The sequence below is a fragment of the Janibacter hoylei PVAS-1 genome (genome assembly GCF_000297495.1).
GTDB classification, from domain to species: domain Bacteria; phylum Actinomycetota; class Actinomycetes; order Actinomycetales; family Dermatophilaceae; genus Janibacter; species Janibacter hoylei.
Genome location: NZ_ALWX01000036.1, coordinates 1 through 18,714, shown reverse-complemented (window position 1 = coordinate 18,714; position 18,714 = coordinate 1). Strand labels below are relative to the sequence as shown.

The window sequence follows — 18,714 nt, the reverse complement described above, 5'->3', positions numbered from 1 at the left end:
CTATCAGCGGGCTCGGGGGTGGGCCTGCGCGTAGACCTCGCGCAGCTGCTGCACGGTGACCATCGTGTAGATCTGCGTCGTCGTCACCGAGGCGTGCCCGAGCAGCTCCTGCACGACGCGCACGTCGGCGCCGCCCTCCAGCAGGTGGGTGGCGAAGGAGTGCCTCAGGGTGTGTGGCGAGACGTGCCCGGAGAGCCCGGCCCGATCTGCCGCCGTCGTGATGACGGCCCACGCGCTCTGCCGGGACAGCCGGGCGCCCCGGCGGTTGAGGAAGACGGCGGGGCCGGCGCGGCCGGCGCTCGCCAGCTCGGGGCGGCCGCGCACCAGCCAGGCCTGGACGGCCTCGACGGCGTAGCTGCCGATGGGGACGATGCGCTCCTTGCCCCCCTTGCCGAGCAGGCGCGCAGCGCCCACCTCGAGGTCGAGGTCGTCGATGTCCAGGCCCACGACCTCGGAGATGCGAGCTCCGGTGCCGTAGAGCAGCTCGAGGAGCGCCCGGTCGCGCAGGGGCACCGGGCCGTCCCCGACTCCGGCCGCGTCGATGAGCCGGGTCACCTCGTCGAGTCGGATCGCCTTGGGCAGACGCGAAGGGGGTGACGGCGGCGCCACGTCCTCGGCCGGGTTGTGGTCGGTGAGGCCCTCGAGCGCGAGGAACTTGTGCAGGCCGCGGACGGCGACGAGGGTGCGGGCCGCGGAACTGGCCGCGAGCGGCGGGTGGTCGGCGTCGCCGGTGCGCAGTGCGGCGAGGAAGGCGGAGACGTGCTGCTCGGTCACCTCACCCGGGTCGGTGACACCAGCCGCTGCAAGGTGGTCGAGATAGCGACCGGCGTCTCGCGCGTAGGCGCTCAGCGTGTGGGCGGAGACCCCGCGCTCGACGTCGAGCTGGGTGAGCCAGGTGCGCACGGCCCGCTGGAGGGGGGTCGGGCGGCTCACCGTCGGTGTCGGCCTCTCTCGGGTCGGGGTCGTGCCGTGGGCACCCCATTGTGCCCACGGGTGGTCGCGACCACGGCGAGGAGTCTAATGGGGTCATGAAGCTGTATGCGGATCTCCCGGCCCGACGTCTTGGTCAGGTCGTCGCCGACCTCCTCATGATCGCCTGGGTCTTCCTCTGGGCACGCGTGGGCCGGGCGGTGCACAACTCGACCCTGGAGCTCGCCGAGCCGGGCCACCGACTCGAGTCCGCCGGGTCCGGGTTTCGGGACAAGCTGACGACGGCGGGCAACACCGTCGACGACCTGCCGGTGCTCGACGACAAGGTGGCCACCCCCTTCCGCGATGCCGCCGGGGCCGGGACGACGATCGAGGAGGCTGGCCGAGACCTCGTGAGCGCGGTGGAGAGCCTCGCCACGACCCTCGGCTGGGTGACGGCGCTGACGCCGATCCTCATCGTCGGCGCCTTCTGGCTCGCGGCGCGGTGGCGCTTCGTCCGCCGGGCGACGGCGGCGCAGTCCCTCGTCGACAGCGTCGACGACCTCGACCTCTTCGCCCTGCGGGCAATGTCCAACCAGCCGCTGCAACGACTCTCCCGGATCAGCCCCGACCCAGCCGGGGGCGTGGCGGCGTGGCGACCGGGAGGTGATCCGCGACCTCGCCCTCCTCGAGCTCTCGGACTGCGGCCTCCGGCCCCCCCAGAGGACGGGCGGCGCCCCCCTCGGCCACTGCACCCTGAGGTCAGCTCGACGGGGTCGACGTGGGGCTCTGTCCACACCCGGGATCACCACGGAGGCGCCCTCCTCAGGCCTCACGTCCGTCTGGTGCTGCCCTGACTCCCCCGCCAGCATCGACGCATGGACCAGTCACCGATCGCCTGCCCCATGTCGTGCCCGGTCGGCACCGCACCCGACGACTACGAGCCCTGCACCGCCTGCCCCTCGTGGCCGTGCGCGGAGCGCAGGTGGGTGGCCGCCGGACGCAGGGTCGGCCTGCTGTCACGCCGGTTTCGCCGACTCCATCGGCTGACCCAGCGGCAGCTGGCCACCCGCCTCGGGTGGAGCCCAGCCACGGTGGGCCGGATGGAGGTCGACGCCGCGTCGCTCCCCTTCGGCGCGGTCGTGAGCCTGCTGGCGGAGGTGGGCTACAGGGTGGCCTTCGTCGACGCGAGCGACGACGACCCCCTCCCCTCGGGGGCCGTCACGGGGCCCGCCGCACGCAACCGCCGCCAGGACCCGGTGCTCCCCGGGCCGGAGGGGATCTGGCGTCGTGCAGCGAGCTAGCTCACTCCCCCAGGGCGACCACTCGTGGCTGCAGGTCCTCGACGGGGCAGGTCCACGACTCGGCCGCGGCATCCACCTGCTCGCCGGAGCGGATGTCCTTGACCTGGTCGCCACCGGAGTCTCTCGCACCCGGGAACCACACATGCGGGATCCCGCGACGCTCGGCGAAGCGGATCTGCTTGCCGAACTTCGCCGCCGCCGGGGCGACCTCGCACGGGATGCCGCGCGCCCGCAGCGCCGTCGCGACGGCCACGGAGCGGGGGCGGCTCCCTTCGTCCGTGACGGCCACGAGGACCGCCGAGGGCGACTTCCGGGTGGCCCCGACCAGCCCCTTGCCGAGGAGGAGACCCAGCAGGCGCGACAAGCCGATCGAGATGCCCACCCCCGGATAGGTCGTCTTGCCGTCGGTGGCCAGCTCGTCGTACCGACCACCGGAGCAGAAGGACCCCCACGACTCGTAGCCCACGAGCTGCGTCTCGTAGACGGTGCCGGTGTAGTAGTCCAGGCCGCGGGCGATCCGCAGGTCGGCGACCATCGCACCGGGCGCCGCCGCGGCCCCGGTCTCGATGACCGCGGCCAGTGCGGCCAGACCCTCGTCGAGCACGGGGTTCTCCACACCCAGGGCACGCACCCGGTCGACGAAGGTGGTGTCTTCGGTCCGGATGGCCGCGAGGTCGAGGCAGGCCTGCGCCTGCTCCGTGGTGCGACCCGCCTCGACGAGCAGGGCGGCCACCTTGTCCGGCCCGATCTTGTCGAGCTTGTCGACGATGCGCAGCGTGCCCGCCACGTCGTCGATGCCCAGACCCCGGTAGAAGCCCTCGGGGATCTTGCGGTTGTTGACCTGGATGATCATCTGCGGGATGGGCAGCTTGGCGAAGATCTCCGCCATGACCAGCGGCATCTCGGCCTCGAAGTGCGGCGCCAGCTCACCCGCGTCGACGACGTCGATGTCGCACTGGGTGAACTCGCGGTAGCGCCCCTCCTGCGGCCGCTCACCGCGCCAGACCTTCTGGATCTGGTGACGGCGGAAGGGGAAGTTGAGCCGACCCGCGTTTTCCACGACGTACCGGGCGAAGGGGACGGTGAGGTCGAAGTGCAGTCCGAGCTGGCCTTCGCGACCGCCGGCGGCACCCCCTTCGTCATCGGCCAGGCGGTGGATCCCGTAGATCTCCTTGTCCGCGTCGCCGCCCTTGCCGAGAAGCCGCTCGACCGGCTCGACCGCGCGGGTCTCGATCGACGGGAAACCGTGCAGCTCGAAGGTCGAGCGGATGACGTCGATGAAGTGCTGCTCGACGATGCGCTGCTCGGGCAGGTACTCGGGAAAGCCGGAGAGCGGGGTGACCTTCGTGGGGCGGGCGGCGGGGTGGGTCATCACAGTCCTTGCAGGTACGGGTTGGTCGCCTTCTCACGGCCCAGCGTCGTCGCGGGTCCGTGGCCGGGCAGGACGAGGCTGGAGTCGGGGCGGGGATGGACCACCCGACGGAGGGAGTCCTGCATCGCCTCGTGCGACCCGCCCGGCAGGTCGGTCCGCCCGATCGACCCGGCGAAGAGCACGTCGCCCGTGATCAGCGTGCGGTCGACCTCCGCGTCGGCGGGCACGCCGTCCGGCACGCGCGGCATCGCAAACATCACCGAGCCCTCGGTGTGCCCGGGTGCGTGCAGCACCTCGAGGTCGATGCCTGCGACGCTCACCGTCTCGCTGTCGGTCACCTCGACGACTCGCTCGGGCTCGCGCCAGGTGGCCTTCTTGCCGAACTGCTGCTCGAGCATGCCGCTGAGCGCCGGCCCGAGGGAGGAGGAGCCGAGGGGGGTCGACGAGGCGGTAGCGGTCATCGGTGTGGATGTAGGCGGCGAGCTCGCCACCGCAGACGGGTGTCACGGAGAAGACGTGGTCGACGTGGCCGTGGGTGAGCAGGACCGCCGCCGGCTTGAGCCGGTGCGTCGTGAGGACCTCGCGCAAGGTCTCCTCGATGCCGATGCCCGGGTCGACGATGATGCACTCCTCGCCCGGGCCGTCGGCGATGACGTAGCAGTTGGTCCCGAAGGCCTGCGCCGGGAAGGGGATGGTCAGCACGGTCCAACCCTACGTGCGCGCCCCGCCCGGTCACGTGAATGGGTAACCTCGGGCCTGTGAGTGACGACACCAACGCCCCGCGCCCTTCGGCGCCCTCGCCTGCGGCACTGGCCCGCATGGCCCCCCGCCCGACCCCGACCCCCGCCGCCGAGGCCCCCGCGATGACGACGGACCACTCGGCCTCCGCTGACTTCGGCCGGGTCGACGAGGAGGGCAAGGTCTTCGTCAAGGACGGAGAGGGCGAACGCGAGGTCGGCTCCTACCCCGGCGCCACCCCCGAGGAGGCCCTGCAGTACTTCGCCCGCAAGTACGACGAGCTCTTCGCCTCCGCCACCCTGCTGCGCCAGCGTCTCGACGTCCCCGACGTCTCCGCCAAGGAGATCGGTGACGGCCTGAAGACCCTGCGGGAGCACGCGGAGCAGCCCAACGTGGTCGGCGACCTGCCGGCTCTGAGTGCGCTCGTCGCCGAGCTCGAAGAAGGCCTGACCGCCAAGCGTCAGACCGAGTCCGCTGTCCGCGCCGAGGCCAAGAAGGTCGCTGCGGCCGAGCGCGAGGCGATCGTCGCCGAGGCCGAGCAGATCGCCGCCCAGCCCGTCGACAACGTGCACTGGAAGCAGTCGACGACCCGGATGCGGGCCCTCCTCGACGAGTGGAAGGCGCACCAGCGGGGCAAGGCGCGCCTCGACAAGGACGTGGAGAGCGCACTGTGGCAGCGCTTCTCGAAGGCTCGCAACGGCTTCGACAAGACCCGGCGCGCCCACTTCGCCCACCTCGAGCAGAGTCGTGGGGAGGCCAAGTCGGTCAAGGAGGACCTCGTCGTCCAGGCCGAGCGGCTGTCCACCTCGACCGACTGGAACGCCACGGCCGGTGCCTTCAAGCGGCTGATGGACGAGTGGCGCCGGGCGGGTCGTGCGGGGCGCCAGGACGACGACAAGCTGTGGGAGCGCTTCCGCACCGCGCAGGACGCCTTCTTCAACGCCAAGGACGCCGAGGCGGCCAAGGAGGACGAGGCCCACCAGGGCAACCTCGCGGTCAAGGAGGGCCTGCTCGCCGAGGCCCAGGCGCTGTTGCCGGTCAAGGACCTCGACAAGACGAAGGCCGCTCTCCGCTCCATCCAGGACCGCTGGGAGGCCGCGGGCAAGGTGCCGCGCGCTGACGTCTCCCGGATGGAAAAGGGGATGCAGCGGGTCGAGCAGGCGGTGCGCGATGTCGAGGACAAGAAGTGGTCCTCGTCCAACCCCGAGCTGTCCGCCCGAGCCAGCTCCTTGGCCTCCCAGCTCGAGGCGAAGGTCGCCGAGCTGCAGGCCGATGCGGACGCTGCAGAGGCCAAGGGTGATGCCGCGAAGGCGACGAAGCTGCGTGAGCAACTGGCCGCCCAGCAGGCGTGGCTCGACCAGGCCCGCAAGGGCCTCGACGAGTTCGGCGGCTGACCCCCCACGGTCCCTGCCCTTCGAGACGCCGCTGGCACGCCTCCTCAGGAACCGGAGCAAGGCCGCCTGCGGCCGCAGCGTCTCGAAGGGTCCGTCACCCCTGCAGAGCGGACCGCAGCACAGCGGACGTGGAGGCGCGGTGGCGCAGCGTCAAGCCGAAGTCGAGGACGACGACGTGACCACACGACGACGAAGGACTTCGGCAGCTCGCCGCCGCACCTCCACGGGAGCGGGCATGGTCCCCGGCCCTTCGAGATGGTCGCTGCGCGACCTCCTCAGGGACCGGTCGGGGGTCGGGCCCCCTTATCCTCAGGGACCGGTCGGGGGTCGGGCCCCCTTCTCCTCAGGGACCGGTCTGGGGTCGGGCTCTCTTCTCCTCAGGAACCGGCGTCAGCCCTACTTGCTCGACCCGCCGGAGATGCGGAAGCAGTCGAAGACGGACTCGATGCGCTTGACCTGCTGCATGACGTGGCTGAGGTGCGCGACCTCCCCCATCTCGAAGGTGAACCGCAGGATCGCCACGCGGTCACGTGACGTCTGCACGGCTGCCGACAGGATGTTGACTCCGGACTCCGAGAGCACCCGGGTGACGTCGGAGAGCAGACCGGCCCGGTCGAGAGCCTCGACCTGGACCTGGACGAGGAAGACGCTCGAGCTGCTGGGCGCCCACTCGACCTCGATGAGCCGCTCGGACTCCTTCTTCAGCGAGGTCGCGTTGGGGCAGTTGACCCGGTGCACGGAGACGCCGTTGCCGCGCGTGATGAAGCCCATGATCTCGTCCCCGGGGACGGGCGTGCAGCACTTGGCGAGCTTGACCCAGAGGTCTTCCATGCCCTTGACGACGACACCCGGGTCGTTGTTCGAGTTCCGGCTGCGGCCGACGGGGCCCGGCAGCGTCGCCTCGGCGAGGTCCTCGGTCGCACCGTCCTCACCCCCGGCGGCGGCGATGAGGCGTGAGACGACGTGCTGGGCGGAGACGTGCCCCTCCCCGACCGCGGCGTAGAGCCCGTCGACGTCCTGCCGCCGAAGCTCGCTCGCGACGGCCGTGAGGCTCTCGACGGTGACGATGCGGTGGAGCGGCAGGTTTTGCTTGCGCACGACCTTGGCGATGGCCTCCTTGCCGGAGTCGACCATCTCCTCACGGCGCTCCTTGGTGAACCACTGCTTGATCTTGTTGCGCGCACGGGCGGAGCGGACGAAGTTCAACCAGTCACGCGACGGCCCCGCTCCTTCGGCCTTCGAGGTGAGGACCTCCACGGCGTCGCCGTTCTCCAGCGGAGAGTCGAGGGGCACGAGGCGACCGTTGACGCGGGCGCCGATGCAGCGGTGCCCGACCTCGGTGTGCACGGCGTAGGCGAAGTCGACCGCGGTCGACCCGGCCGGCAGCGCGATGACCTGTCCCTTCGGCGTGAAGGCGTAGACCTCGCGCGTGTTGATCTCGTAGCGCAGGGAGTCGAGGAACTCACTGGGGTCGGCCGTCTCGCGCTGCCAGTCGAGGAGCTGACGCAGCCAGGCCATCTCCCCCATCTGCCCGTCGTCGACCTTGCCGCCGTCCGGGTTGCCACGGTCCTTGTACTTCCAGTGGGCGGCGACGCCGTACTCGGCGCGTCGGTGCATCTGGTGGGTGCGGATCTGGATCTCGACCGGCTTGCCCTGAGGTCCGATGACCGTCGTGTGCAGCGACTGGTACATGTTGAACTTCGGCAAGGAGATGTAGTCCTTGAAGCGCCCAGGCAGCGGGTTCCAGCGGGCGTGGAGTGCACCGAGCGCCGCGTAGCAGTCACGGACGGTGTCGACCAGGACGCGCACGGCGACGAGGTCGTAGATCTCGCCGAACTCGCGGCCGCCGACGATCATCTTCTGGTACACGGAGTAGTAGTGCTTGGGCCGCCCGGTGACCGTGGCCTTGATCCGGGCCTCGCGCAGGTCGGTGACCACCTGGGCCTTGACGGTCGTCAGGTACTCCTCGCGGGCAGGTGCTCGCTCCGCGACGAGCCGGACGATCTCCTCGTACACCTTCGGGTACAAGGTGGCGAAGGCGAGGTCCTCCAGCTCCCACTTGATGGTGTTCATCCCGAGGCGATGGGCCAGCGGCGCATAGATCTCGAGGGTCTCCTGCGCCTTGCGCTGGGCCGACCCGGCGGACACGTACCGCCACGTGCGCGCATTGTGCAGCCGGTCGGCGAGCTTGATGACGAGGACCCGGATGTCGCGCGCCATGGCGACGATCATCTTGCGCACGGTCTCTGCCTGCGCGTTGTCGCCGTAGGTCACCTTGTCGAGCTTGGTGACGCCGTCGACGAGCTTGGCCACCTCCGAGCCGAACTCCTCCTCGAGGTCATCGAGCGAGTAGTCGGTGTCCTCGACCGTGTCGTGGAGCAGTGCTGCGGCCAGGGTCACGGGGGTCATGCCCAGCTCGGCCAGGATCGTGGCCACCGCCAGCGGGTGGGTGATGTAGGGGTCGCCGCTCTTGCGGACCTGATCACGGTGAGCGCGCTCAGCGACGTCGTAGGCGCGCTCGATGACTGACAGGTCGGCTTTGGGGTGGCTCTGGCGCACGATCTGCAGCAGCGGGTCCAGGACCCCCGGAGTGGCCGCGCGCCCGCTGCCGATGCGGGCCAGCGAGGCGCGCGCCAAGGACCGTGGGGAGAACCCGCCGCCGGTGTTGCGCTCGCTCATGGAGTGAGCCTAGACCGTGAGCAGGCTCCGCACGGCACGGCCTGCCAGTGCGCGACGTCCGTCGAGGGCCTCCAGCTCGACGAGGACCTCCACCCCCGGCACCTGTGCGCCGCAGGTCTCGAGGAGCGTGCACGCCGCGGCGGCCGTGCCACCCGTGGCGAGCACGTCGTCCACGACGAGCACGCTGGCACCCGGCGTGAGCGCGTCGGCGTGCACCTCGATGCGCGCCGTGCCGTACTCGAGCGCGTAGTCGAGCCCGACCGTCTCCCCCGGCAGCTTGCCGGCCTTGCGCACGGGCACGAAGCCGACCCCCAGGTGCAGCGCGATGGCCGCGCCGAAGATGAAGCCGCGGGCCTCGAGCCCCGCGACTCGGTCGACCTTCCCCCGCCACGGCTCGGCGTGGGCCTCCACGACCGCCGCGAAGAGCTCGGCGTCGGCCAGGAGCGGTGTGATGTCCTTGAAGGTCACGCCCGGCTCGGGGAAGTCCGGGACGTCCCGCAGACCCGCACGGATGCGGTCCTGCAGGGCGGCGTCCGTCACGACGTGCCCCGACGGTTGCGCGGGGTCTTCTTCGGCTGGTTGCGTGGCCCGCCCGACTGGGCGTACTTGTGCACCTTGCGCCCGGTCACCGTCTGCGGCCCGTCGGTGTCGACGGGCTCGGCGTCCTGTCTGTCGCCCGACGCAGGCGTCGTCGCCGACGTGCCGGAGGGCGACGAGGCCGACTCCGAGCTGTCCGCGGGCACCGACGTCGCCAGGACGGGCGAGCGCCGCTGCTCACGGGCCTGGTGCTTGTCGGCGTCCGCGGCCAGCTTGACGACCTCCGGGTCCTTGCGGCGCAGGTCCACGAGGAGCGGGGTCGCGATGAAGACCGAGGAGAAGGCGCCGACCGTGGTGCCGATGAAGAGCGCCAGCGACAGGTCGAGCAGCGTGCCGGGGCCGAGCACCGCGAAGCCGATGATGATGACCGCAAGCACCGGCAGGTTGGCGATGACCGTCGTGTTGATCGACCGGACGAGGGTCTGGTTGACCGCGAGGTTGGCCGCGTCGGCGAAGCTCATCCGTCGGTTGGCAAAGGCCGCACGGGTGTTTTCCTTGACGTGGTCGAAGACGACGACCGTGTCGTACAGGGAGTAGCCGAGGACCGTGAGGAAGCCGATCATCGTCGCCGGGGAGACCTCGAAGCCGGTCCACGTGTAGATGCCGACGGTGATGAGCATGTCGTGGGCGAGGGCGATCATCGACGCCACGGCCATCTTGAGGTTGCGGTAGTACAGCGCCATCATCGCGGTCGTCAGCACGAGGAAGACGACGAGGGCGCGCAGTGCCTGCTGGCTCACCGACTTGCCCCACGACGGACCGATGAAGTTGGAGCTGACCTTGTTGGTCTCGACGTCGAAGGCCGTGGCCAGGGCACGCGAGACCTGACGGGCCTCGTCGTTGCTCAGCTCCTCGGTCTGCACCCGCACGGTGCTGCCACCGAGTGTCGAGACATTGGCCGACGAGTCGCCACCGGCCACCTCGCGGACGGCGTCGGTCGCCCGCTGCTCGTAGTCACTGGGCGCCGACTGGGTCGCGACCCGGAACTCGGAGCCGCCGGTGAACTCGAGGCTGAGGTTGAGGCCTTGGACGACGAAGCCCAGGGCTGCGACGACCATGATCAGGGCCGACCACAGGTACCAGGTGCGCGAGCGACCGACGAAGTCGATCGAGCGCTTGCCCGTGTAGAGGTCATTGCCCCAGTCCGCCATGCGGCTCATCGCGCGCCTCCCTCGGCCGGCACGGTCGCCGGGTTGTCACGGTCGGTCCCCTCGATGTCGAAGTTGCCACGGCCCTTGTACCGGACCTTGGCCTCCCGCAGCGTGTTGACGTCGAAGCCGGACCACCGGTGCCCCGACGAGAAGAACTTGCCGCGCGCGAGGATGGTGAGCATCGGGTGCGTGAAGAGCCAGAAGATGGCGAGGTCGATGATCGTCGTCAGGCCGAGCGTGAAGGCGAAGCCCCGCACACCCGAGCTCGCGAGGACGTAGAGGATGACGGCGGCGAGGAAGTTGACGCCGTCGGCCACGAGGATGGTGCCCTTGGCACGCGCCCAGCCGGCCTCGACGGCGGCACGCAGGTTTCTCCCTTCGCGCAGCTCGTCCCTCACTCTCTCGAAGTAGACGATGAAGCTGTCCGCGGTGACGCCGATGGCGATGATCAGACCGGTCACGCCCGCCATGTCGAGGCGATAGTTGTAGCCCCATGACAGGAGGGCTATGGCCAGGTAGGTGATGCCGAAGGCGATGACCATCGAGCCCACGACCACGACCGAGAGCGCACGGTACTGGACCAGGGCGTAGCCGAAGACGATGAGCAGGCCGATGATGCCGGCGATGATCCCGTAGCGCAGCTGCTCCGAGCCGAGCGTCGGGCTGATCTCCTGACGGGTCTGCACGTCGAAGGAGAGCGGGAGGGCTCCGAACTTCAGCGACTTCGCCAGGCTCCTGGCCTCCTCGATGGTGAAGCCGGAGATGCTCGCCTGACCGTTGGGGATGGCCTCGTTGAAGCCGGGGTCGATGAGCACCTGCGAGTCGAGGACGGCTGCCAGTGCGTTGTACTTGCCGGGCGGGTTGGTCGGGTTGGCGGGCGACAGCCCGGGCAGCTGGACCATGTCCTTGGAGACGTCGCCGTACTCACCGCGACCCTTGCTCGTCAGGGTCAGGGAGATCTCGGGCTCGTTGGTCTGCTGGCCCTGCGGGCCGACGCGGTAGCCCGCCTCGGCATTGGCGATCTCCGTACCGGCGACGACGACCGGACCGAGCACGTACTTGAGCGAGCCGTCCTGCTTGCAGGCGACGATGGCCTCGTCGGTCTTCGTCGAGGGAGTCTCCTCCGGAGGCTTCGAGCAGTCGAGGTCCTGGAAGTCCTTCCACAGGTCGCTGCTGATGTTGTTGGGGTCGATCGGGCCGGTCGGCTCGGCCGTCGGCTTCCAGTCCTGGGCGGGAGCGGTCGACGACCCGGTGGCCGACGAGCTCTTCGACGAGGTCGCCGAGCCCGAGCTCTTGCCCGAGGTGGAGGAGCTCGGCTCCGGCTCGGCCGTGCGCTGCCGGTCACGGGAGGCGGAGGTCGAGCTGCTGCGGCTGGCGCTCGGCTGCGAGGTCTGCGACGAGCTCTTCGACGAGCCGGAGGTCGGGCTCGACGAGCCCGAGGTGGCGCTGCCGCTCGGGGTCGGCTCGAGCATCTCCTCGCTGCCGATGTCGGTCGCGAGCACGGGGCGGAACTGCATCTGCGAGGACGCCGCGATGGCGTCCTCCTGCTCCTTGGTCGGGGTCCCCGGCATGGCGACGACGATGTTGGAGTCGCCCTGCGTGGTCACCTCAGCACCGGTGGTGCCCTGGGAGTCGATGCGCTGGACGATGATATCGCGGGCCTCGGCGAGCTGCTGCTGCGAGACGGTGCCACCGCCCTCGACGCGCGGCTCGAGGACGATCTGGGTGCCACCGGCGAGGTCGAGCCCCAGCCGCGGCGCCCAGGACGCGTCCTTCTGCCAGACGCCGTACCCGAGGGCTCCGGTGAGGACGATGATCCCAGCGAAGAGCCAGACGAGGGTGCGCTTGGCGTGGTCCTTGCGGGCCACGTCCTTGGTGCGTCGGCGCTCCGCCATGTCAGTCCTGCCCGCCCTGCTCGGTGGTGTCGGTGGGTTCGACCTTCATGCCGATCGCTCGTCGGTCCAGGGTGAGGACGGTGCCGGGGGCGACCTCGAGGCGCACCCGCTCGTCGTCCAGCTCGGTGATGCGCCCCAAGATGCCCGAGGTCGTGAAGACCTCTTCCCCCACCTGGAGGGAGGCCGTGAACTCCGCCATGGTCTTGTGCCGACGTCGCGTGGTCCAGAGCATGAATCCGATGAGGATCAGCGGGAGGATCAGCAGGATCAGGCTGGCGCTCTGCGAGCCTTGGTTCATGGGTGCGGACTTCCTGGGTCGGGGCTGCGAGGTCGACGCCGACGTCACAGCGGCTCGGGGGGACCCGAGCCAGTGGTCGAGTCTAGGTCAGCGGTCGTGACGTCTCCAACGGACACGACGGTGGCGGGGTGCCCGATCAGCCGAGCCGGCCGCTGTCGGAGCGATGCGGGATGGGAAGGGGGATCTGCTCACCGTCGGGCGGGGCGAGCCCGAGGTGCTGCCAGGCCGCGGCCGTGGCCAGCCGACCGCGCGGACTGCGGACGATGAAGCCCTCCCGCACGAGATAGGGCTCGGCGACCGTCTCGACGGTGTCGGTCTCCTCCCCCACGGCGACGGCGAGCGTCGACAGTCCGACGGGTCCGCCTCCGAAGCGTCGGCACATCGCGTCGAGCACCGCGCGGTCGAGCCGGTCGAGGCCGGCCTCGTCGACGTCGAAGAGGGTGAGGGCTGCCCGGGCCGCCGTGAGGTCGACCTGGCCCGTGCCGTGGACCTGGGCCCAGTCCCGCACGCGGCGCAGCAGGCGGTTGGCGATGCGTGGCGTGCCCCGGGAGCGCAGGGCGATCTCGGCGAGAGCGTCCTCGTCCGCGGCGACCCCGAGGAGCCGGGCGCTGCGCGCGAGGATCTGCTCGAGGTCGCGCACGTCGTAGAAGTCCAGGTGACCCGTGAAGCCAAAGCGGTCGCGCAGCGGCGCCGGCAGCAGGCCCGCGCGGGTGGTCGCCCCCACGACGGTGAAGGGGGGGCAGCTCCAGCGGGATGGCCGTGGCCCCCGGCCCCTTGCCGACGACGACGTCGACCCGGAAGTCCTCCATGGCGAGGTAGAGCATCTCCTCGGCGGGTCGGGACATCCGGTGGATCTCGTCGAGGAAGAGCACCTCCCCCTCGACGAGGGAGGACAGCACCGACGCGAGGTCTCCTGCGTGCTGGATCGCCGGCCCCGACGTGACGCGGATGGGCTGCTCCAGCTCGGCGGCGACGATCATCGCCAGGGTCGTCTTGCCCAGGCCTGGAGGTCCGGAGAGCAGCACGTGGTCCGGGGGGTGCGCCACGTCGGCGGGCCGCCTCGAGGACGAGGCCGAGCTGGTCGCGGACCTTGGGCTGACCGGGGAACTCCGCGAGGCGGCGGGGCCGCAGCGCGGCCTCCACGGTCGAGTCGTCGTCGGTGCCGCCGGCGTCGACGATGCGGGCGGTGGCGTCGAAGGAGCCGTCGCCCTCGCGGGGGTCCTCGTCGGCCACCCGCATCTCGGAGCTGAAGCCGCTCATCGGGCGAGCACCTGCAGGGCTGCGCGCAGTGCGCGGGAGACGTCGCCGCCCTCGTGCTCGTCGGCCACGGCGGCGACCGCGTCTGCGGACTGCTTGGCCGAGTAGCCCAGACCCACGAGTGCCTCCGTGACCTGGTCCTGCCAGCCGGTGGTGGGGGCCGACACCCCGCTGGGCGCTCCCTCGCCCCCGGGCACGTGGGGCAGCTTGTCGCGCAGCTCGAGGGCGATGCGTTCGGCCCCCTTCTTGCCGATGCCGGGCACCTTGGTGAGGGTCGCGATGTCGTCGCCCGCCACCGCCGCCGCGAGCTGCTCCGGGCTGAGGACGGACAGGATGGCCATGGCGACCCGTGGCCCGACCCCGGTCACGGTCTGGGCCAGCTCGAAGGTGTCGCGCTCCCCCGGCGTCGCGAAGCCGTAGAGGGTCATCGAGTCCTCGCGGACCACCATGCTCGTCGCCAGCTCGACCGCGGCACCGGTGCGGCACCCGGCCGCCACGGCCGGCGGGGTGTGGACGAGCAGACCGACGCCGTGGACGTCGACGACGACCCGGTCGAGCCCGACGTGCTGGGCGGTGCCGGTGACGGAGGCGATCACGAGCCGGCCACCGCTCGCAGTCGGGCCCGTTCGCTGGCTGCCGCCAGCTCGCGTCGGGCGGTGCCCGCACCCCGCCACTGGTGGCAGATGGCGAGGGCGAGGGCATCGGCCGCGTCGGCCGGCTTCGGCGGCTCGGAGAGGGAGAGGATGCGGGTGACCATCGTCGTGATCTGCGCCTTGTCTGCCCGGCCGGAGCCGGAGACGGCTGCCTTGACCTCGGTGGGCGTGTGGAGGGTGACGGGGAGCCCGCGCCTGGCCCCGGCGAGCAGCACCAGACCACTGACCTGGGCGGTCGTCATGACCGTCGGGACGTGGTCGGCCGCGTAGACCCGCTCGAGGGCGATGGCATCGGGCTCGAAACGGTCGAGCCAGGCGTCGAGCTGGTCCTGCACGTAGACGAGCCGCTCGCCGGTGTCGCGCTCGCTGGAGGTGCGCACGACGCCGACGGCCACCATGCGCAGGGCGCGGGACTGCCCTTCGACGACGCCGAGGCCGCACCGGGTCAGGCCGGGGTCCACGCCGAGCACGCGCACGGGGACCTCCTCCGACCTCGACTAGAACACCTGTTCTACGAGGCTACGTGTCGGCGACGACGGGTGCGCCGCCGACACGCCGGATCACTCCTCGTCGGCCTCGAGCTGGGCGAGGACCTCGTCGGAGATGTCGCCGTTGGTGTAGACGTCCTGGACGTCGTCGCTGTCCTCGAGGGCCTCGACGACGCGGATCATCTTCTTGGCGCCCTCGGCGTCGAGCGGCACCTGCATGCTCGGCAGGAAGGAGGCCTCGGCGGAGTCGTAGTCGACGCCCGCCTCCTGCAGCGCGGTGCGGACGGCGACGAAGTCGGTCGCCTCGGAGACGATCTGCCAGGTCTCGCCGAAGTCGTTGATCTCCTCCGCCCCCCGCCTCGAGGACGATCTCGAGGAGCTCGTCCTCCCCCTTCTCCGCCTTGGGCACCATGACGACGCCCTTGCGGTTGAAGAGGTAGGCCACCGAGTTGGGGTCGGCGAGGCTGCCGCCGTTGCGGGACAGGGCGGTGCGGACCTCGGTCGCCGCGCGGTTCTTGTTGTCCGTGAGGCACTCGATGAGGATCGCGACGCCGCCGGGGGCGTAGCCCTCGTAGGTGATGTTTTCCCAGTCGGCGCCACCGGCCTCGGCGCCGGAGCCGCGCTTGACGGCGCGATCGATGTTGTCGTTGGGGACCGAGCTCTTCTTGGCCTTCTGGACCGCGTCGTAGAGCGTGGGGTTGCCGGCCAGGTCGCCGCCGCCGGTCCGCGCCGCCACCTCGATGTTCTTGATGAGCTTGGCGAAGAGCTTGCCGCGCTTGGCGTCGATCGCCGCCTTCTTGTGCTTCGTGGTTGCCCACTTGGAGTGGCCGGACACGTTGGTCTCCTCGATGTTGCTGGCAGGTGGTCCGAGGGTCGATCCTACGCGGCCGCGCGCACCATCTCGACGAAGAGACGGTGTACCCGGGCGTCACCGGTCACCTCGGGGTGGAAGCTCGTGGCGAGGAGTCGCCCTTGCCGCACGACGACGGGACGGTCCGCCCCCTTCGCCCCGACGGTCGCGAGCACCTCGACCTGCGGACCGGCCTGCTCGACCCACGGCGCTCGGATGAAGACCGCGCGGACCGGCCCTCCGTCGACACCCGTCACCTCGAGGTCGGTCTCGTACGAGTCGACCTGTCGTCCGAAGGCATTGCGCCGCACCGTGAGGTCAAGACCCCCGAGGGTCTGCTGGTCGGGGTGCCCGTCGACGATCCGGTCCGCAAGGAGGATCATCCCGGCGCAGCTGCCGTAAACGGGCAGCCCGTCGGCGATCCGAGCGCGAAGGGGGTCCCGCAGCCCGAAGGTGCGGGTGAGCTTGTCGATGGTCGTCGACTCACCACCCGGCAGGACGAGGCCGTCGAGCGTCGCGAGCTCGTCGGGCCGGCGCACGGCGACCGTGCGCGCCCCCGCCGCCTCGAGCGCGGCCCGGTGCTCCCGGACGTCGCCCTGGACGGCGAGGACGCCGATGGAGGGCGTCGTCACCAGCCGCGCTCGGCGAACTGGATGGAGCGGGCCGGCTCGTCGACGTTGATGCCGACCATGGCCTCGCCCAGCCCGCGGGAGACCTTGGCCAGGGTGTCGGGGTCGTCGTGGAAGGTCGTCGCCTTGACGATCGCTTCGGCCCGCTGTGCCGGGTTGCCCGACTTGAAGATGCCGGAGCCGACGAAGACGCCTTCGGCACCCAGCTGCATCATCATCGCGGCGTCGGCCGGCGTGGCGATGCCACCGGCGGTGAAGAGGACGACGGGCAGCTTGCCGGACTCCGCCACCTCCTTGACGAGCTCGAAGGGGGCCTGCAACTCCTTCGCCGCCACGTACAGCTCGTCCTCGGCCAGCCCCTGCAGCCGGCGGATCTCCTGCCGGATCTGCCGCATGTGGGTCGTCGCGTTGGACACGTCACCGGTGCCGGCCTCGCCCTTCGAACGGATCATCGCGGCGCCCTCGGTGATGCGGCGCAGCGCCTCGCCCAGGTTGGTCGCACCGCAGACGAAGGGGACGGTGAAGCCCCACTTGTCGATGTGGTTGGCGTAGTCGGCCGGGGTGAGCACCTCGGACTCGTCGATGTAGTCGACACCGAGCGACTGGAGGACCTGCGCCTCGACGAAGTGGCCGATGCGCGCCTTGGCCATGACCGGGATCGAGACGGCCTCGATGATCCCGTCGATCATGTCGGGGTCGCTCATGCGGGAGACGCCACCCTGGGCGCGGATGTCCGCAGGGACGCGCTCGAGGGCCATGACGGCGACAGCGCCGGCGTCCTCGGCGATCTTCGCCTGCTCCGGCGTGACGACGTCCATGATGACGCCACCCTTGAGCATCTCGGCCATGCCGCGCTTGACGCGTGCGGTCCCGGTCGTCGTCTGCGTGCTCATGCTGTGCTCCCTCGTCGTGACCACGGGTGTGGCGCTTTTGATCTAGGCCAGAACCTAGCACGGCACAGGACAATGATCGGGCGACCGTCCGGAGGGTGGTCCCTGCACCTAGACTCACGCTCGTGGGTACCGACGCAGCGCAGATCACCGGAGGCACCGCGGCGGAGATCGCCGAGAGCATCCGCGGCCTCGTCGAGCGGGGGCGGCTTGCTCCCGGAGCGGCCCTCCCCCCGGTGCGCGCGCTCGCCGAGCAGCTCGGGATCAACCGCAACACGGCCGTGGCGGCCTACCGTGACCTGGCCCGGTCCGGCGTCGTCGTCTCCCAGGGCCGTGCCGGCACCCGGGTCGCCCGTCGCACCCGGGTGCCGCAGGAGGGCTACGCCCCGTCAGGCGCGCTGCGCGACGTCGGCAACGGCAACCCCGACCCGCGCCTCATCCCCGACCTCGCACCGGCGCTCGCCACGGCGGCCGGTCGCCGGCCCGTCCTCTACGGAGAGCCGACGATCGACCGTGACCTGCGGGCGTGGGCCGAAGGGTGGATGGCACCTGATCTGCCGACCGGTCCGTCGGACCTCCACCTGACGCTCACCAGCGGTGCCGTGGACGCGGTCGAGCGACTCCTCGCCCAGGCCCTGCTGCGCGACGACGTCGTGGCCCTCGAGGACCCCTGCTTCCTCGCGAGCATCCACCTCGCCCAGCTCGGTGGGTACCGCGCCGTGCCGGTGCCCGTCGACGCCGAGGGCATGACGGTCGACGGTCTGCGCCGGGCCCTGGCCCAGGGGGCGCGGGCCGTCGTCAGCACCCCGCGGGCCCAGAACCCGACAGGGGCCTCGCTCACCGCAGGTCGGGCGGAGCAGCTGCGCGCGGTGCTCGCTGACCACCCCTACGTCCTGGTCATCCAGGACGACTACTACTCGTACCTCTCCCAGCAGCCCTTCCACTCGATCATCGGCCCGGACCACCAGCGGTGGGCCCTCGTGCGGTCGGTCTCGAAGTTCGCCGGACCCGACATGTGCCTCGCGGTGACGGCCTGCGACGAGCACACCGCCTCACGCCTCGAGATGCGCCTGAGTCCGGGCACGACGTGGGTGAGCCACCTGCTGCAGCGCATCACCCACGCGGTGATGACCGACGGCGACTCGCTCGAGCTCATCGAGCACGCCGGTCGCTACTACGCGCGGCGCAACACCGACTTCGCCGCCGTGCTCACCGAGCGGGGCCTGCCCACGGTAGCCGGCGACGGGATGAGCCTGTGGGTCGAGCTCCCCGTGCCGGCCGCACCGGTCGCCGAGCGGTTGACCCGGCGCGGCTGGCTCGTGCGCACGGGCGGCGAGTTCAGCCTCGAGGACGACGCCGCGCCTTCACGGCACCTGCGACTCACGGTCCACGACCTCGACGAGGAGGAGACTGACCGACTGGCGACAGACATCGTCGAGGCAGCGAGCGCCTCGGCCTGAGTCTGGTCGCGGTCCTTGAGGAGTCGGGACTTTTCCATGAGTCGGGCCGACCCCCAGCCTGCGACCGCTGATCCAGCACGGTCGGTGCAGCTAGGGCTGGGTGGGGCCCTCCGGGGTCGAGGTCCCGCTCGGGGGCGGGGTGCGGGGTAG

Annotated in this window: 15 protein-coding genes and 3 pseudogenes; 4 read left to right on the top strand and 14 right to left on the bottom strand. The window is 70.9% G+C overall.

Annotated features, from left to right (window positions below; genetic code table 11):
• Positions 1 to 3: 3 nt before the first annotated feature.
• On the bottom strand, positions 4 to 933 hold the full coding sequence (locus tag B277_RS07960) for a site-specific tyrosine recombinase XerD (RefSeq protein ID WP_007927069.1): 930 nt from the start codon (positions 931 to 933) through the stop codon (positions 4 to 6).
• Between the two features lie 95 nt (positions 934 to 1,028).
• Between B277_RS07960 and B277_RS07955 the strand changes: the two genes are divergently transcribed.
• Both B277_RS07955 and B277_RS16795 read left to right on the top strand, forming a co-directional pair.
• Positions 1,029 to 1,766 carry a hypothetical protein gene (locus B277_RS07955; RefSeq protein WP_007927067.1) on the top strand — a complete coding sequence of 246 codons (738 nt, stop codon included), beginning with the start codon at positions 1,029 to 1,031 and terminating at the stop codon, positions 1,764 to 1,766.
• Positions 1,767 to 1,787: 21 nt separating this feature from the next.
• Positions 1,788 to 2,213 (top strand): helix-turn-helix domain-containing protein, encoded by a 426-nt coding sequence (locus tag B277_RS16795; protein ID WP_083853694.1) that lies wholly within the window; start codon positions 1,788 to 1,790, stop codon positions 2,211 to 2,213.
• Between the two features lies 1 nt (position 2,214).
• Here the strand turns inward: B277_RS16795 and hisS are convergent, their stop codons facing one another.
• Both hisS and B277_RS07940 read right to left on the bottom strand, forming a co-directional pair.
• Complete coding sequence (hisS, locus tag B277_RS07945; protein ID WP_007927063.1) at positions 2,215 to 3,585, bottom strand: histidine--tRNA ligase; 1,371 nt, start codon at positions 3,583 to 3,585, stop codon at positions 2,215 to 2,217.
• A pseudogene (locus B277_RS07940) lies at positions 3,585 to 4,287 on the bottom strand (MBL fold metallo-hydrolase). Before B277_RS07940 ends, hisS begins: the two are co-directional and overlap by 1 nt.
• A gap of 56 nt (positions 4,288 to 4,343) precedes the next feature.
• Between B277_RS07940 and B277_RS07935 the strand changes: the two are divergent.
• A complete protein-coding gene (locus B277_RS07935) occupies positions 4,344 to 5,717 on the top strand; it encodes a DUF349 domain-containing protein (protein ID WP_238148109.1) in 1,374 nt (457 codons plus the stop codon).
• A gap of 396 nt (positions 5,718 to 6,113) precedes the next feature.
• Here the strand turns inward: B277_RS07935 and B277_RS07930 are convergent, their stop codons facing one another.
• The 11 genes and pseudogenes from B277_RS07930 to pdxS form a co-directional block, all read right to left on the bottom strand.
• Positions 6,114 to 8,396 carry a RelA/SpoT family protein gene (locus B277_RS07930; RefSeq protein ID WP_007927058.1) on the bottom strand — a complete coding sequence of 761 codons (2,283 nt, stop codon included), beginning with the start codon at positions 8,394 to 8,396 and terminating at the stop codon, positions 6,114 to 6,116.
• 9 nt (positions 8,397 to 8,405) lie between these two features.
• Positions 8,406 to 8,936: an adenine phosphoribosyltransferase gene (locus tag B277_RS07925; protein ID WP_007927056.1), complete on the bottom strand. Its 531-nt coding sequence runs from the start codon at positions 8,934 to 8,936 to the stop codon at positions 8,406 to 8,408.
• The gene (gene secF / locus B277_RS07920) at positions 8,933 to 10,153 is read right to left on the bottom strand and encodes a protein translocase subunit SecF (protein WP_040881156.1); all 1,221 of its coding nucleotides are present in this window, start codon (positions 10,151 to 10,153) and stop codon (positions 8,933 to 8,935) included. Before secF ends, B277_RS07925 begins: the two co-directional genes overlap by 4 nt.
• Positions 10,150 to 12,039, bottom strand: coding sequence for a protein translocase subunit SecD (gene secD, locus B277_RS07915; RefSeq protein ID WP_007927051.1), 1,890 nt, complete (start codon positions 12,037 to 12,039; stop codon positions 10,150 to 10,152). The genes secF and secD overlap by 4 nt, the downstream gene beginning before the upstream one ends.
• Position 12,040: 1 nt before the next feature.
• Entirely contained in the window at positions 12,041 to 12,337 is a 297-nt protein-coding gene (gene yajC, locus B277_RS07910; RefSeq protein WP_007927050.1) for a preprotein translocase subunit YajC, read from the bottom strand.
• Positions 12,338 to 12,473: 136 nt separating this feature from the next.
• A pseudogene (gene ruvB / locus B277_RS19540) lies at positions 12,474 to 13,576 on the bottom strand (Holliday junction branch migration DNA helicase RuvB).
• 17 nt (positions 13,577 to 13,593) lie between these two features.
• On the bottom strand, positions 13,594 to 14,190 hold the full coding sequence (gene ruvA / locus B277_RS07900; RefSeq protein WP_007927046.1) for a Holliday junction branch migration protein RuvA: 597 nt from the start codon (positions 14,188 to 14,190) through the stop codon (positions 13,594 to 13,596).
• Entirely contained in the window at positions 14,187 to 14,723 is a 537-nt protein-coding gene (ruvC, locus tag B277_RS07895) for a crossover junction endodeoxyribonuclease RuvC (RefSeq protein WP_007927045.1), read from the bottom strand. Before ruvC ends, ruvA begins: the two co-directional genes overlap by 4 nt.
• Before the next feature lie 84 nt (positions 14,724 to 14,807).
• Positions 14,808 to 15,570, bottom strand: a pseudogene (locus B277_RS07890) (YebC/PmpR family DNA-binding transcriptional regulator).
• Between the two features lie 44 nt (positions 15,571 to 15,614).
• Entirely contained in the window at positions 15,615 to 16,217 is a 603-nt protein-coding gene (gene pdxT / locus B277_RS07885) for a pyridoxal 5'-phosphate synthase glutaminase subunit PdxT (protein ID WP_007927034.1), read from the bottom strand.
• On the bottom strand, positions 16,214 to 17,107 hold the full coding sequence (pdxS, locus tag B277_RS07880; protein ID WP_007927032.1) for a pyridoxal 5'-phosphate synthase lyase subunit PdxS: 894 nt from the start codon (positions 17,105 to 17,107) through the stop codon (positions 16,214 to 16,216). The genes pdxT and pdxS overlap by 4 nt, the downstream gene beginning before the upstream one ends.
• A gap of 122 nt (positions 17,108 to 17,229) precedes the next feature.
• Here pdxS and B277_RS07875 point away from each other — a divergent pair, with 122 nt between their 5' ends.
• Positions 17,230 to 18,564 (top strand): aminotransferase class I/II-fold pyridoxal phosphate-dependent enzyme, encoded by a 1,335-nt coding sequence (locus tag B277_RS07875; RefSeq protein ID WP_007927030.1) that lies wholly within the window; start codon positions 17,230 to 17,232, stop codon positions 18,562 to 18,564.
• Positions 18,565 to 18,714: the final 150 nt, after the last annotated feature.